Source organism: Ottowia thiooxydans (genome assembly GCF_040548795.1).
GTDB lineage: Bacteria > Pseudomonadota > Gammaproteobacteria > Burkholderiales > Burkholderiaceae_C > Ottowia > Ottowia thiooxydans_A.
Genome location: NZ_JBEPSH010000010.1, coordinates 173,759 through 188,851, shown reverse-complemented (window position 1 = coordinate 188,851; position 15,093 = coordinate 173,759). Strand labels below are relative to the sequence as shown.

Genomic DNA, 15,093 nt, shown 5'->3' with positions numbered 1-15,093 from the left:
GGCGCATTTCCGGATGTGCTCTCGCTTCACAGGGGGCCAATGACTGCACCGACAAAGCACTGGACGTCAACGGCTACTGATCGCTGATGGCTTGAAGATCATTTAATTATTCAAAGGAGCATTCCATGACCATTTCCCGTACATCGGTCGCGCGACGCGCGGTCCTGGCATTGTTCGCCGCGACTTCGTTGGCCGCGCCTTTGGCCTCATTTGCTGCGGATTTCCCCAATCGCCCCATCCGCATGATCGTGCCATTTCCTCCCGGTGGCGCCACGGATCTGGTGTCCCGCCGCATGGCGCTGGCAATGGAGAAGGATCTGGGCCAGACCGTCATCGTCGACAACCGCGCGGGCGCAGGTGGCATCATTGGTGCGGAGGCTGCCGCCAAGTCCGAGCCGGATGGCTACACCATCTTGTCGACCACGGCAGGGGTGCATGTGGTCAACCCGGCGATCTATCCGAAGTTGCCCTACGATCCGCTCAAGAGCTTTGAACCGATTTCTCAATCTGTGATTGCCCCTCTGGCTCTGGTGGTCTTGAGCAAGTCCCCATTCAAGACGGCGCAGGAGCTCATTGATTTCGCCAAGAAGAACCCGGGTAAGCTTTCCTACGGAAGCGCCGGCAGCGGCTCTTCTTTGCACCAGAACGGTGAGATGTTCAAAGATGCGGCGGGCGTGGACATTTTGCACGTGCCTTACAAAGGTGCAGGTCCCGCAGTGACCGACTTCCGTGGCGGCAGAACCGACATGATGTTCTCCTATGTGGGCTCGGTCATGCCCAGCGTGAAGACTGGCGAATACCGGTTGCTGGCCATCGGCAGCCCCAAGCGCCTTCCCTTGATTTCGGACACGCCCACAGTCGGAGAAATTCTGGGCCAACCCGGTTTTGATGCCGACACCTGGACAGGCTTGGCAGCGCCTGCTGGTACACCGCCGGCCATCATTGCGCGCCTGAACAAAGCCGTACATGCAGCTCTGGAAGCCAACAAGGAATACTTCCAGACGAATGGCTACGTGATCATTGGAGGCACATCGGATCAGATGAAGCAACGCATTCAGACTGAACTCAAGACGGTGACGCCGCTGCTCACCAAGATCATGGGCCAGGCCCGATAAATCACGACACTGCAACAACACGCCGCGCAAAATGGACAAAGCCAGAAATTTGGGTGCTCGCTTGAACGAGCAATTGAGATTGCCAGTGATTTGCTCACCGATGTTCATCATCTCCAATCCGGAGATGGTGATTGAGCAATGCAGAAGTGGTGTGGTCGGCACCTTCCCGGTACTCAATGCCCGGCCCCAGGAAGAGCTGACTGTCTGGCTGACGCGAATCGAAACTGCCTTGGATGCTGAGCGCGCGGCGGGCCGTAAGGTGGCTCCGCATGGGGTCAACCTGGTGATTCGGCCCAATGACCCGCGCTTCGAGGCAGACCTGGCCACCTGTGTGAGCCACAAGGTGCCGGTGGTCATTACCAGTCTGGGAAATCCGGCAGCGGTGGTGCAGGCCGTTCATGCCTATGGCGGACTGGTGCTGCACGATGTGACTTCCGCGCGGCATGCACGCCGCGCGCTGGAGGCCGGTGTGGACGGGCTGATTCTGGTGTGCGCCGGGGCTGGTGGGCATGCGGGCGCATTGAGTCCGTTTGCGCTGCTGCGAGAAGTGCGCGCTTTCTATGACGGCTTGATCGTCCTGGCGGGCGCGATTACCGATGGTCGTTCAGTATTGGCGGCGCAAGTCATGGGCGCCGATCTTGCCTACATGGGCACTCGCTTCATCGCCACGCGCGAATCCGGTGCGGTAGAGGAATACAAGGCCATGCTGGTGCAAGCCAGTGCGACCGACATCATCTATACCCCTCATTTTTCTGGTATTCCTGCCAACTATCTCAAGGCCAGCCTGGTGGCCGCGGGCCTGGACCCTGACAACCTGCCCCAGGTCAACGCCGCCGAGGTGCGCGCTCGTGGCGACCGGCAGACGCGCTGGAAGCACATCTGGGGCGCGGGGCAAGGCGTGGGCAATATCCAGGATCTGCCTGGCACGGCGGAATTGGTCGACAGGCTGACGGCTGAATACAAGTCGGCGCGAGACGAAACTCTGAAACGGTTCGCATGATGGATTTGGCCACTCAATCAACTGGCACCGCAGGATCTCTGGAGCCCTTGTTCTCCCCGCGCAGTGTCGCTGTGGTGGGTGCATCCCAGGACACCAAGCGCATTCGGGGCAGGTTGCTGCGGCAACTGCTGGACGGCGGCTTTGCCGGTCCGGTGTATCCAGTCAACCCGAGCAGTGACCTTATTCAAGGCCTGAAGGCTTACCCCAGCGTGGAGGCCTTACCCGAGGCTGTGGATCTGGCATTGATTGCCGTGGCCGCCGAGCAGATCATGGAGGTGCTCGCGCAGTGCGCCAGACGAGGCGTTCGCGCCGCTGCCATCTTCACTGCCGGCGCCAATGGGGTACCCCTGGGGCAGCGCCTGCAGGATCACGTGGCCGCTTTTGCACGCCAGAGCGGCATGCGGATTCTTGGCCCCAATGCCGAAGGTTTCATCGATACGGAAGGCGGTCTGCTGGCCACTTTCAGCCCGACATTGATTCACGTTCCGCCGCTGCCTGTGGGAGCCCTTCCGCGGCGCGGCCGTGTGAGCATCGTGTCTCAATCGGGCGCCATGGCGTTTGCGCTTTACAGCCGCGCCATGAAAGATCATGTGCCCATCCGCCACCTGGTGTCTACCGGCAACGAGTCGGATGTGGAGTTGCTGGAGGTGGTGGACCACCTCGTTGCACAGGCAAGCTCTCGGGTCATCCTTCTGTTTGTGGAGGGGTTCCGAGATCCACATCGGTTTGCAGCGGTGGCCTCCAGGGCGGCTGATGCCGGTGTGGCCTTGGTCGTGGCCAAGATAGGTCGATCCAGTGCGGGGCAGAGGGCGGCGGTGTCGCACACCGCCCACCTCACGGGCGCCGACACGGCTTACGACGCCGCCTTCGAGCGCTATGGCGTCATTCGCGTGGATACGCCTGACGAGATGCTGGCTATTGCGGCCGCCATCAGCGCCGGGGCCTACCCGAAGGGTAAGCGTGTGGCCATCGTCACTACCTCTGGTGGCGCTGGTGGATGGGCGGCGGATATTTGTGAGCAAGCGGGGCTTGAGGTGCCAGAGTTCGCACCGGAGTTCAAGCGCCGACTCGGAGAGATCGTGCCGGACTACGGGTCAGCGGAGAATCCCGTGGATGTGACGGCCCGGGTCGTGGAAGACGGCGGCCGTACCTTGCTTGGGATCCTGGATCTGCTCGACACGGCGCCTGGCATTGATATCGGCCTCGTCATCATGTCTCTGGTGGCGTCCGAGCGAATCACGGGCATAGAGCCTGAGTTGGCCGCCTTGCACACCAAGCTTGCCCGGCCCCTCGTTTTTCACTCTCCGGGCGTGGCTGGGGCCGAAGCGCTGACGGCGCTGGCGCGCGTGGGAGGCTTGCAACTGGGGCTACCCGAGTTTGCCCGCGCCATGCGCACACTGGATGAGTACCGCCTTTTCCGCGACCGTTGGCAGCAGCGACGAAAAACTCAAGCCGAGCCCCTGGTCATTCCTTCGAACGCCCCCGCTCTTACCGCAGGCGTGCTCGACGCGAAGACGACACGCGCGCTTCTGTATGCCTGGAAGGTGCCGCAGCCGGGCGAACGGATCGTGTCCGGCGTGGAGGGGGCCGTGGAAGCTGCCGAGTCCGTAGGCTGGCCAGTCGCCATCAAGATCGTTTCGCCAGACATTGCCCATAAGACCGAAGCCGGAGGCGTGGAGCTAGGCTTGCAGAATGCGCAGGAAGTGCGCGCCGCTTCCGAGCGAATTCTGGAGCGCGTGCGCAGCCGTATGCCTGATGCACGCATCGAAGGCCTGCAGGTTCAGCAGATGATGCCTCCGGGACGTGAAATGGTGGTCGGTGTGGTGCGCGATCCTGACTTTGGCCCCATGGTGATGCTTGGATTGGGCGGCATCTACATCGAGGTTTTGCGCGACGCTGTCTTCGCTCTCGCACCGCTGACACTGGACGATGCCCAGGGCATGATCGCCCGTCTGAAGGGGCGGGCTATTCTTGATGGCGTACGCGGCGAACCTCCAGCGGATATCGGCGCACTGGCAGAACTGTTGGTCTCAGTTTCACGGTTGGCGGCGGCCCACGCCGATGACGTCGCAGAGATCGATCTCAATCCCGTGCTTTTATACCCGGCTGGCCGTGGTGCGGTAGCCGTCGATGCTCTCGTGGTGGCCGGCGCGCCGGCTGCCCGAGAATCTCACTGAATTCCAACTTAGGCGATTTCCATGGCAGAGATTGAATATCAGCGCGAGGGTGCTATTGCGCGCATCGTCATCAACCGGCCCGAACGCAAGAACGCGCTGGCCAATGACATGCGCCAGCGCCTGACCGAGGTTTTTCACGAGGCGAATGTGGACGACGAGGTGCGCGCGGTCATATTGACCGGCACCGGTGACACGTTCTGCGCGGGAGCGGACGTCTCCCGCATGGCGCCCCGCGACGTGAAGGGGGCCCGCAACAATCTGCAGCACAACGCGCACGCGCTGATCAAGGCGCTCTACCACATCGAAAAGCCTGTGATTGCAGCGGTGCGGGGCTCTACGGTGGGCATTGGCCTCAGCATGATGCTGGCCTGCGATATGGCCGTGGTGTCCGAGACCGCACGCTTCTCCTGCATTTTTGCGCGCCGCGGCCTCGCGCCAGATTCAGGTGCTGTATTTTTCCTTTCCCGCCTCATCGGATTGGCGCGTGCTCGCGAGATGGTGTTCACCACCGACTTTTTCGCCGCCCAGGAAGCGCTCTCGCTTGGCGTGGTCAACCGGGTGGTGGCTGATGCAGACCTGGAAGCGGAGGCCCAGGCGCTGGCCGAACGAATGGCTGCCCAACCCACCTACGCGCTGGCCATGGCCAAGAAGATGTTCCAGTTCTCGCTGTCTCCGCCGTTTGACCATTTCCTCGAATACGAAGCGCTGATGCAGCCGCAGATTCACCAGACGCAAGATTACCGTGAGGGCATTGCTTCATTCAAGGAAAAGCGCCCACCGAACTTCGTCGGGCGCTGAGGCCGGTGGTCGCGAACAATTTAAAAAGAAAGAGACAAGCAGATATGCAAAAAGGCAAACGCGGATTTTTGGCGACGAGCGCCTTGGGCGCTTTGGCACCCCTTGCCATGACGTCAGCGTCAGCGCAAACGGCGATGAACAACAAGCCGCGCACCTTTGTCCTGGTGCATGGCGCCTGGCATGGTGCATGGTGCATGGTGCTGGGCACGCGCGGCAGATCGCTTGCGTCAGCAGGGCCACAAGGTCTATGCGATGACGTTGACGGGCTTGGCTGATCGGTCTCACTTGATGAGCGATGCCATCACGCTGGACACGCATATCACAGACATCGTCAACTTGTTCAGTTGGGAAGACATTGATCAAGCCGTTCTCGTGGCGCTCCTACGGCGGATGGCCGGTCTCTGGCGCGCTTGAACAGATCCATGACAAGGTGGCGTCGGTGATCTATCTGGATTCGTTCGTGCCGGAGAACGGCCAATCAGGAGCCGATTTGGTCTCGCCTGGCTTACGTAAATTTCTCGACGACGCGATGGCGCAAGGGCAAATGTCCCGGGCACCTCCGAAGGCTGAAGTGTTCGTGTTTGAACGCCCTGAAGATGCTGCCTGGGTGACCTCGAAGATGACGGCACAACCCAACCGTGTGGCACTGCAGAAGATCACTTTGACCGGCGGACGCGAGAAAGTGGCTCGCAGGGCCTATATCCGAACCACGCGCTACAAGAACGAGCGCTTTGACGGCTATGTGAAAAATCTGGGGCAGACACCCGGTTGGCGAGTCCATGAACTTGATGCCGGTCACGATGCCATGGTGGATAAGCCTGAAGAAGTGACCCGGCTGTTCCTGCAATTTTCCTAAGAGGCCGGAAGGCAGAAGTCTTAGGAGCCTCTGCCCCTTCACCATCAGGGTATTGAGCCCTCTAAGTAGATCGAGATCCTTTGCGATGGTTGCCTATGGCGAGTCGACGGCGCTCCCGGTACTAAGGGCTGGAGGAATCCTCTGTCCTGATAAGGCAAGGTTTAGAGAAGTTGGGTGTCATTCCATTGGCTACATCTCAAACACTGGAAAGGCCGAGCCTGGCGGCTCGGCCGATGGAATCAGCCCTCTAATGTGGCGCCCGAGCGGCGCACGATCTCGCGCCAACGGTCATACTGATCCTGGGAGAACTTGTCGAGTGCGGCACCGCGCAGGCTCATCAGCTCTCCGCCAAACCTGTCGATCAGTTTACGCATTTCTGGCGATGCAATAGCTTTCTCGACCGCATCGGCCATCGCCGACACGATGGGCGCAGGCGTGCCGGAGGGCATGTAAAGGATTGTCCAGGTCTTGGCTGCAGGCAGGGGAAATCCGTCCTCGACAATGGAGGGTACGTCGGGTAGAGAGGGCAGTCTTTTTTCCCCCATGAAGCTCAGCGCACGCACACGACCACCGAGTACCTGTTGCAGCAAGGTGATGGGGTAGTCGAACGCCGCATCGATGTGCCCGCCCACAAGATCATTGATGGTGGGGCCAACGCCCTTGTATGGAACGTGGGTGAGCTTGATCCCAGCGGTTTGCTGGAACATTTCTCCTACCAGGTGGCCCCCACTGCCAACGCCGGCCGAGCCATAGCGGATTGCGCCAGGATTGGCTTTGGCGAACTCCACAAATTCTTTCAGATTCTTGTAGGGCCGGGAAGGGTGCACTCCAAGCAGTGGAATGCTGTCGAAGAGTCCGTGCACCGGTGCGAAATCCCGTATCGCTTGATAGCGCAGTTCTTTGTAAAGTGCCGCATTGGCTCCGTGCGTGGCTTGCGTCCCGATCACCATGGTGTAGCCGTCAGCTGGTTGATGCGCCGCATGTCCCACACCGATCGAACCGCCAGCGCCGCTGCGGTTCTCGATAACGATGGTTTGACCTAACGTTTTCGAGACCAGTGGGGCGAGGGTGCGTGCCTGCACATCTGTCACACCTCCTGGGGGGTAAGGAACGATGAATGTGATAGGGCGCTGACGAGGCCAATTATCCGTGGCAGAAAGTGCTGGCCATGGTGCAGCAGCGCCGCTGAGTAGGCCGGCCAGGACGGTGCGACGAGGAAGGTTCATGTGTGTCTCCGGGTTGATGTGATGGGCAGTAGCGGAGGGAGCGAAACTGAGTTCGTTGTCGACTCAAATTTCGTCAGCGGATGGTGCTACCAGGGTGGCGAACGATGGATCGCCACTTTGTGCGTTCGTTGCTAGGAGCAGGCTTTGTCGCGAAGCGGCTACTCATGAAGGCAGGGGCCTTCGGAAGCCATTTGCCTTAAGTTGCGGAAGACCCCGGCGATGTGTGCTTTGTGATGTCTCAATTTTTTCTCTAGCGTCGCGCTGAATGTCACAGCGATGTTGAAGGCATTGTTGGTCAGTCTTTGGTTGGCTAGGACTTCCGCTTTCTCGTCGAGAAATGATTTGCGAGAATGCCTAAGACAGCTTGCAGCTTTAACATCCACGCTCAGTCATGGTCAAGAACCTTCTCGCTCCGCTGTCAGAATTTTCGCTTTGCATCTTGAGAGAATGGTTTGTCACGGCCCGTTCGGGTACGCAGGATTTATTCACACCTTCTGAGCTAGAACGTTGTGATCGCCCTCAGCGCTGGAACTGCGGCATGCTGCCGAAAATGCCTCGCTTGGAGTCGATCAACACGAAGAATTTCGAATGCGTTGATAGAACCCTTCATCACGAAAGGGCATCTAGGAGGCTGCGTAGTGAAGACCTCTGGCGGCTTATCCCAACAGCGCCCGCCCGTTGTCCAGCACCTTCTTGCCGCGCTCGCGCACAAAGGCCTGGAAGCTGACCACATCAGCGTCCCGCCAGAATTCGAAACTCAGCGTCTCGCCGGGGAACACGGCAGAAGAGAAGCGGACGTCGAATGACTTGAGCCTTTCGGGCGCGTAGTCGAGCAAGTGAGAGATCACCAGGCGTGCGCCTATACCGTAGGTGCACAGCCCGTGCAGGATGGGGCGTGGAAAGCCCGCTCGTGTGGCTGCCTCTGGGTCCACATGCAGGGGATTGCGGTCCACGTTCAGTCGATAGAGCAGAGCGGCGTCCAGGCGGGTAGGTGTGTCGACCACTAGGTCGGGCGCTCGCTCGGGCAGCGTGTGGGGGGTGAAAGTGGGACCGAACGAGTCACCAAAGCCACCATCTGCGCGGCAGAACGATGTCTGCACGATGGTGACCAGCGGCTCGCTGGTGTCTGCGTTGGAGATCACTCGTTCGACATGGACCAAAGCACCCTTGTCAGCGCCTTTATCTTCAGCGCCTATCACCCGGGAGTTGGCCACAAGATGTGCGGCAGGCGGAAGAGGGGCATGGAAGGTGAGCCGCTGTTCACCATGCACTACTTTGCTGCGCGTGATGCCGGTGCGGGGGTCTACGGTCCAGGCGCCCAGATGGCACAACACCGCCGCCATGGTGGGCACTGCCTTGAGGTCGCGCTCATAGACGAAGGGCAACTCTCTTGCGTCTATGGGATCAGCACCAAAACCTATGCTCAGCGCGTAGAGCAGGGTTTCACGGTCGGTGTAGGTTTGGTGCCGCGGTTCAAAGGTCCATTCGCGCAAGGCATCGGCGTTCAAAGGCATGAGGCTTCTCCTGCTGCTGGTTCTGCTTAGATGGCTTCCCAGCCCAACACATTTTTAGTGCGTTCAGCAGGTGTGAAGCTGCTTTGGAAGGCGGGCACGAGCATTTCGGCCAGCGTGCCGGGCGTCCAGCCTTCGCTGCGGTGCAGGGTGCGGACCGGGCGGGGTTGGTTGTAGAGGTAGACCTCATTGCCACGGGCGCCGAAGATCTGGCCGGTGACGTCCTTCGCAGCGTCCGAGCACAGGAAAACAGCCAGCGGTGCAATTTGCTCGGGGCGCGTGGTCTGGCGGCGCTTTTCAAGGTAGCGTTCCTGCTCTTCGGGGGAGAGGCCTGGCACGCTCTCGATCATCCGGCTGAAGGCGTGTGGTGCAATGCAGTTGGAGCGGACGCCAAAGCGCGCCATGTCCATCGAGATCGAGCGTGATAGCCCGACGATGCCCATTTTGGCCGCAGCGTAGTTGGCTTGGCCCACAGAGCCGATCAAGCCTGCGGTAGAAGTCATGTGAACGAGCGCTCCGCTGTTTTGCTCGCGGAAATGGCCTGCAGCCGCACGGGCCATGTTGAACGCGCCAAACAAGTGCACACGCATCACGGTTTCAAAGTCCGAGGGCGTCATCTTGTGAAAAATCGAATCACGCAAGATGCCTGCACTGTGTACGACGGCGTCAATCCGCCCGAAGGTGGAGACCGCACGTTCGACAATGCCGCTGGCAGACTCCCACTCCGCAACACTGCCGCCATCGGCGATGGCCTGGCCGCCGGCAGCCTTGATTTCCGCCACTACTTCTTCGGCAGGGGAGCTGCCACTGCTCTCGCCATTGAGCGAAACGCCAAGGTCGTTCACGACCACGCGCGCACCTTGTCGAGCGGCCTCCAGGGCAACGCCCTTGCCAACGCCGCCGCCGGCGCCGGTCACGATCACGACTTTGTCCTTGAGCAATTGAGTGGGGGTGGTCATGGCTGTTGGCTCCTATCTATATATGCAGTCAGTGTCCTGTCGGACGGGATAGCCTTCGATTCTGCGGGTATGCATGGCAAGCAAGCCTTGCTTTTTCAACCGTCTGACATAATAAAAACTCATGTTAGACAACGTGCGACTCCAGGGAAGTCACCCACGAGGGATTCGTTCACTGCTTCAGCCCGTCCGGCATCCACCCTTTACGATTTGCTCATGAGCCGACGCATTCCGCCTCTGAACCCTTTACGTGTCTTTGAGGTTGCCGCCAGAACACAGAATCTGACCTTGGCGGCGGAGGAACTGCATGTCACCCAGTCTGCTGCCAGCCGCCAGATTGTGGTTCTGGAGACTTACCTGGGGGTGCAGTTGTTCCGGCGCGAACGCCATGGTGTCACGCTCACGCGGGCAGGTGCGCGCTATGCAAGCCAGGTGCTCCCGGCCTTTGAAATGATCGCCGAGGCCACCAAGGACTTGACCAAGGGAACGAGCCAGGGTCCGTTGCGAGTTCGCACCTACACCACTTTCGCTGCCAAGTGGCTGATTCCAAGGCTGGCGGAATTCCGCGCTCTGCACCCCAGCATTGAAGTGCGCATATCCAACGACGTTCCTGACGTTGACTTCGACCGCGACCCCGTGGATGTGGCCATTCAGTTTGGTGATGGCCATTGGAAGGGGGTGCAGACCGACCTCATGTTCCACGATGAGATCGAGCCGGTCTGTTCGCCGCGCTTTCTGACGACGCACGCGCCTGAGACCAAGTATCCTCACTCTCTGTTGCGCCAGCGATTGCTTGTATCTCGCTATCGGCGCAGCGATTGGGACGAGTGGCTTCGTGCCAGTGATCTGGTGGATGAAGCCGCTCAGGCAGAGCGTATGGATTTCGGCAGCACCTTGCTCTCCTGGCAAGCGGCAGCGGACGGACTAGGCACCGCCATTGGGCAGACTGAACTGCTGTCGGGGGAGTTCGCCTCCGGCCATTTGGTGCGTCCTTTTGCCAAGCCTCTGCTGAGTTCGCGGGCGTATTACCTGGTTCGCCCCCAAGCACAAAGAGAGACACACAAAGTCAGTGTTTTCAGGGACTGGTTGCTGTCTGTGTGCGCTCCAGTGCTAGAGCGCCAGAAAACGCAATAAGCGAGAAAAGTCTTAGCTGAACCACTTGTTAAGCCACTGGTTGACGGCTTCTGCTTGTTCAAACTGAACCCAGTGACCTCCGTGGGGCACGACGTGGGCGGCGCGGTTGGGGCGCTCCTGGAGCAACGCTGCCGCAGCTTCCGCCGGGACAGCGGTCACATCATGCTCACCCCAAAGTGCGAGAACGGGCATTTCAAGAGATTTCATGGCCTCTACCAAGAGAGGTTTGCGCGACCAGTTCTTGCTGCGTGTTCGGGTGTGCGTGGCAGAAGTCTCGTGCACCTCGAGCGCGAGGGAATCGATGCTTGCAGCGTTGTGAAGCATGAAGGCGGCCAGATTGTGGCGCAAGGCTGCGTGCCGCTCGGCTTCTTCCAGCCCACGCCACTCGATCATGTCGATCTGCTGGCGCCGCGTGCCGCCATGACCTCCTGGACCCAGCAAGGCCAGGCGCTGAATGTGTCCGCGGTGGGCTGCCAGGCAACCCGACACCAGTCCGCCAAAGGAAAAACCGGCCAGATCTACCGGCGCTTTCTCGCCCAGCAGTTCGTTCAGGCTGCTGGCCAAGGCACTGACCAAGCGTTCCAGCAATTTGGCGTCACGAGGATCGCCAGGCAGCGTGTCTGAATCGCCGTAACCCGGCATGTCCGGGACCCAAACGGTGTGGCGCGGAGCAAGGGCTTCAATATTGCGCACCCAATGCCGCCATGATCCGTGGCCGCCGTGCAAAAGCACGAGAGGAGGACCCTCTCCCCAGGCTCTCCAGGCTACTTTGCCATCAGGCAGGTGAACATCTTCACGCCTGGCGGAGGCGTTTAGCTTGGCAAGAAGGGCATGGCTTGGGGAAGATATGTCAGTCATCGCTATCAATATGGATGTTGCCTTATCTCAATACCAAAGCGTCGACCGCCAGCACGCCCTGTCCTTCGGGCATGACCAGCATTGGATTGACTTCGGCTTCGGCAATCTCCCATTCTGGCCGAACAGCCAGCTGCGAGAGCGCCGATACTGCTGCGGCCAAAGCTTCCAGGTCGCCTTTAGGCTTTCCACGCAGGCCACGCACCGTCGCCAGCGATCGAACCTCATCCACCATTTCACGGGCAGTCTCGACGTTGACGGGGGCCAGCCGGATGCTTCTGTCCCGTGCCACTTCAGCCCAAATGCCTCCAGCAGCCAGCATCACAATCGGGCCCGCCTCCGGGTCCACGCGGTAGCCAATGAGGACTTCGGCCAGGCCTTTGACCATAGGCTGAATAAGCGCTTCGTCACAGGCAACTCCCGGTGCGTGTTGCGCCAGGTTTTGCTGCAATTTCAGGAGCGCGGATTGCAGTTCGTCCTGGTTGTTGATTCCGAGAATCACGCCGCCTACCTCTGTCTTGTGAGGAATCTCGGCAGAGCACACTTTGGCCACCACCGGAAAGGCGAATGGTAGTGGTGCTGGTTTCTGGCTCAGCGAGATAGTGGCTGCTGGCGCGTGGGGTACCCCCAAGGTGTCCAGGATTTCATACGCCTGGGCTTCGCTGATGGGACGAGCCGGTGTCAACGATGTATGTTGCGCTGCTGCTGGCGTGCCCAAGGGGCGGCGGGCACTGACAGCGGCGATGGCATCCGCACATGTTTCCGGCGAGCGAAAACACGGAACGCCGGCGCTGGTCAACCGGGCCAGTGCGTCGGGGGCGTCCGGGACCAGCATGGCCGCCAGCGGGCGCTGATGGTTGGCATGGTCGAGAAGGGGCTGCACCGCCAGGTCAGGCTGAAAGCGTGCTGAAGAGCCCACAACACTCACCACCAGATCGAATTCAGGAGCGTCCAGCAAGATATCCAGCGTAGCTTTCATCACGTCATAACGCGTGCCGGCCAGTGTCAGGTCCAGCACGCGGCCGGGATTGGCAGCCACCCCGGCTGCGGCAAGGCGTTCCAAGGTGGCTGGCGTAGCGGGTGTGACATCGATGCCGCGTACCCCCAGTTGGTCCACCACCATGGCCGAGCCGCCGCCGGTTGTGGTGACGACGCCCACGCGCAAAGGGCGGCTGGGCGTACCTGAGGGGGGCAAAGGGAAGCGCCGCGCCAACGGGAGCGTTTCCAGCAAAGTCTCGAACTGGTCGACACGCGCAATGCCCAGATCTTTCAGGAAGGCGTCGGCCACATCGTCTTCGCCGGCAATGGCGCCAGTGTGGGTGGCAGCCATCTCAGCTGCAGCAGCTGAGCGCCCCAGCTTGTAGGCGATCACCGGTTTGCCCCGTTTGGCGGCTTCGCGGGCAAAGGCCTGGAGTTTTGCGCCATGGCGCAAGCTCTCGATAAAGAGGAGGTAGCCTTCAATCGAAGGATCGTCGAGCGTGGCTTGGCAGATCTCGCCAATGCACAGATCGACCTCGCTGCCGACCGAAACCATGCCGGCGAAGCCCACGCCGCGCGCCTTGCCACGCGAGACCAGGGCGCCCAGCATGCTGCCACTGTGCGAAGCCACGAACAGGCGGCCAGCCGGTACATCCGGCTCGGCAAAGGCGGCGTTCGCGGTGAGCATCAAACCGGTGCTTGCCCGCACAACGCCCAGGCTGCTGGGCCCAAGAAGCCGTGTTTGGCTACCTGCTACCAGGCGCCGCAAAGCCTCCTCGCGCGCCACCCCTTCCGGGCCAGACTCCGAGAATCCGCTGGCCAGGACCGTGACCAAAGGAACGCCCAGCTTCACGCACTGTCCTACTACCTCCAGCACGGTCTCTGTGGGCGTCATGACAAAGACATGGTCCGGCACTTCAGGCAGTGCCTCAAGGCTGGGCCATGCAGGCGCGTTCTGGACCGTGGCACGCTTGGCATTGATGGGATAGACCCGGCCTTGAAACCCTGCCCTGCGCAGGAAGGTCTGCGGCCGGCCCGCCGTCTTGGCTGGGTCATCAGAAGCACCTACCAGTGCGATGCTCGCGGGATTCAACAACGCGGAGGTCAGGTGGCCGGGAGAAAAGCGAGCGTTCATGCAGTCTTTCACTTACGCAGCCTTGGAGGCGCGTTGAGAGAAGGTGCGCTCGAACACCCCTTCGGCGATACGGTTTTTAAGCATTTCTATGGAGCCGCCCGCGATCATCCAGCCGCGGGTGCGGCGTACGCAGTATTCCACCAGAGATTCCTGGCTAAACCCCAATCCGCCCATGACCTGCATGGCTTCATTGGAAACCTCCCATCCGGCCAGGTTACATGCCAGCTTGGCCATGGCGGTGCTTTGCGCTGTAGGCAGGCCAGTTTCACCCTCCATGGCCGCGCGGTAGAGCATCAACTGAGCTTGCTCCAGTCTCATCGACATGTCAGCGAATTTCCATTGCAGACCCTGGAATTCACACAAGGGCCGGCCGAACTGCGTTCGGATCTTGGCATGTTCACGCGCCTGGTTGAATGCGTACCGCCCCAAGGCCAGCGCGCGTGAGGCATTGCCCAGGCGTTCGATATTGAAGCCGGAGATCTGTTTCTTGAAGCCTCCCGCGCCCAGCAGCACGTTGCTCTTTGGAATGCGGCAGTTGTCAAAATAGAGTTGTGACCACCGCTCGCCGTTCATGAACGACGAGGGCTCGCCCACCATCAGGCCGGGCGTGCCGCGCTCTATCAACACCGAGCCTATCCCGCCCACACCGGGGCCAAAGCGCACATAGACAAGATAGAGTTCGGCGTCGCTGCTATGGGTGGAGAACACCTTGCTGCCGTTGATCACGTAACTGTCGCCGTCTTCCTGGGCGGTGGTTTTGAGGTCGGTGGCGGCTGAGCCGGCATCCGGCTCGGACATGCCCAGGGAGATCAGCTTCTGGCCGGCCAGCAATCCGGGCAGGAAGCGCTGCTTCTGCTCCGGTGTTGCGTACTCCACGAAGGTGCGAATGGGACCGAAGTTGCCGGCCTGGACGATATCGGCACTTTTGGGGCAGGCCAGGGCGACTTGCTGAATGGCAAGCACCGAATGCATGAGCGTGCCCCCCTGTCCGCCATCTTCCTCGGGAAATGCGATGCCCAACAGGCCTTGCTCCGCGATCAATTTGGCGGTTTCCCAGGGGTAGCTTTCGGAGTGGGCACGAGCGAGTGCGCCTTCGGCCAGTTGATCGTTCGCAAAGCGCCGGACGGAGTCGGCAAATGCCTGGTGCTCTTCGCTGAGCTCGAAATTCATGGGCTGTTCCAGATAGGTGAGACTGGCAGCGATAGTGCATGAGCGAGGCGCCTGTGAGCACTTCAGGATTGGATGTAAGGCATGAGAATTTGTCATTCCAATACACCGATTTCGGTAAAGTTCGGGGCGCTCGGAAGGTACGAATGAACCAGGAGTGCGCGAAAGAGCCGTCAAAAGCGATC

At 60.4% G+C, this 15,093-nt stretch carries 13 protein-coding genes; 7 read left to right on the top strand and 6 right to left on the bottom strand.

The window, feature by feature from the left end; translation table 11 throughout:
• Positions 1–125: 125 nt before the first annotated feature.
• From ABIE13_RS23275 to ABIE13_RS23250, 6 genes are all read left to right on the top strand, one after another.
• Positions 126–1,115 (top strand): Bug family tripartite tricarboxylate transporter substrate binding protein, encoded by a 990-nt coding sequence (locus tag ABIE13_RS23275; RefSeq protein ID WP_354447912.1) that lies wholly within the window; start codon positions 126–128, stop codon positions 1,113–1,115.
• Positions 1,116–1,146: 31 nt separating this feature from the next.
• Positions 1,147–2,115, top strand: coding sequence for an NAD(P)H-dependent flavin oxidoreductase (locus tag ABIE13_RS23270; RefSeq protein WP_354447910.1), 969 nt, complete (start codon positions 1,147–1,149; stop codon positions 2,113–2,115).
• A complete protein-coding gene (locus ABIE13_RS23265; RefSeq protein ID WP_354447908.1) occupies positions 2,112–4,292 on the top strand; it encodes an acetate--CoA ligase family protein in 2,181 nt (726 codons plus the stop codon). The genes ABIE13_RS23270 and ABIE13_RS23265 overlap by 4 nt, the downstream gene beginning before the upstream one ends.
• Positions 4,293–4,313: 21 nt before the next feature.
• Positions 4,314–5,090 (top strand): enoyl-CoA hydratase/isomerase family protein, encoded by a 777-nt coding sequence (locus ABIE13_RS23260; RefSeq protein WP_354447906.1) that lies wholly within the window; start codon positions 4,314–4,316, stop codon positions 5,088–5,090.
• Between the two features lie 156 nt (positions 5,091–5,246).
• Complete coding sequence (locus tag ABIE13_RS23255; RefSeq protein WP_354447904.1) at positions 5,247–5,504, top strand: hypothetical protein; 258 nt, start codon at positions 5,247–5,249, stop codon at positions 5,502–5,504.
• Positions 5,446–5,946, top strand: a complete 501-nt coding sequence (locus tag ABIE13_RS23250) for a hypothetical protein (RefSeq protein ID WP_354447902.1) — start codon at positions 5,446–5,448, stop codon at positions 5,944–5,946. The genes ABIE13_RS23255 and ABIE13_RS23250 overlap by 59 nt, the downstream gene beginning before the upstream one ends.
• Positions 5,947–6,185: 239 nt before the next feature.
• Here ABIE13_RS23250 and ABIE13_RS23245 read toward each other — a convergent pair whose 3' ends face one another.
• The 3 genes from ABIE13_RS23245 to ABIE13_RS23235 form a co-directional block, all read right to left on the bottom strand.
• Positions 6,186–7,172 (bottom strand): Bug family tripartite tricarboxylate transporter substrate binding protein, encoded by a 987-nt coding sequence (locus tag ABIE13_RS23245; protein WP_354447900.1) that lies wholly within the window; start codon positions 7,170–7,172, stop codon positions 6,186–6,188.
• Between the two features lie 656 nt (positions 7,173–7,828).
• Positions 7,829–8,686 (bottom strand): MaoC/PaaZ C-terminal domain-containing protein, encoded by an 858-nt coding sequence (locus ABIE13_RS23240; protein ID WP_354447898.1) that lies wholly within the window; start codon positions 8,684–8,686, stop codon positions 7,829–7,831.
• 26 nt (positions 8,687–8,712) lie between these two features.
• The gene (locus ABIE13_RS23235) at positions 8,713–9,642 is read right to left on the bottom strand and encodes an SDR family oxidoreductase (RefSeq protein WP_354447896.1); all 930 of its coding nucleotides are present in this window, start codon (positions 9,640–9,642) and stop codon (positions 8,713–8,715) included.
• Positions 9,643–9,855: 213 nt separating this feature from the next.
• Here ABIE13_RS23235 and gcvA point away from each other — a divergent pair, with 213 nt between their 5' ends.
• Positions 9,856–10,773, top strand: a complete 918-nt coding sequence (gcvA, locus tag ABIE13_RS23230; protein WP_354447894.1) for a transcriptional regulator GcvA — start codon at positions 9,856–9,858, stop codon at positions 10,771–10,773.
• Between the two features lie 12 nt (positions 10,774–10,785).
• Here gcvA and ABIE13_RS23225 read toward each other — a convergent pair whose 3' ends face one another.
• The 3 genes from ABIE13_RS23225 to ABIE13_RS23215 are packed head-to-tail and all read right to left on the bottom strand — an operon-like array spanning position 10,786 to position 14,911.
• A complete protein-coding gene (locus ABIE13_RS23225; protein ID WP_354447892.1) occupies positions 10,786–11,631 on the bottom strand; it encodes an alpha/beta fold hydrolase in 846 nt (281 codons plus the stop codon).
• Between the two features lie 22 nt (positions 11,632–11,653).
• Positions 11,654–13,741: an acetate--CoA ligase family protein gene (locus tag ABIE13_RS23220; RefSeq protein WP_354447890.1), complete on the bottom strand. Its 2,088-nt coding sequence runs from the start codon at positions 13,739–13,741 to the stop codon at positions 11,654–11,656.
• A 12-nt stretch (positions 13,742–13,753) separates the two neighbouring features.
• Complete coding sequence (locus ABIE13_RS23215; protein ID WP_354447888.1) at positions 13,754–14,911, bottom strand: acyl-CoA dehydrogenase family protein; 1,158 nt, start codon at positions 14,909–14,911, stop codon at positions 13,754–13,756.
• Positions 14,912–15,093: the final 182 nt, after the last annotated feature.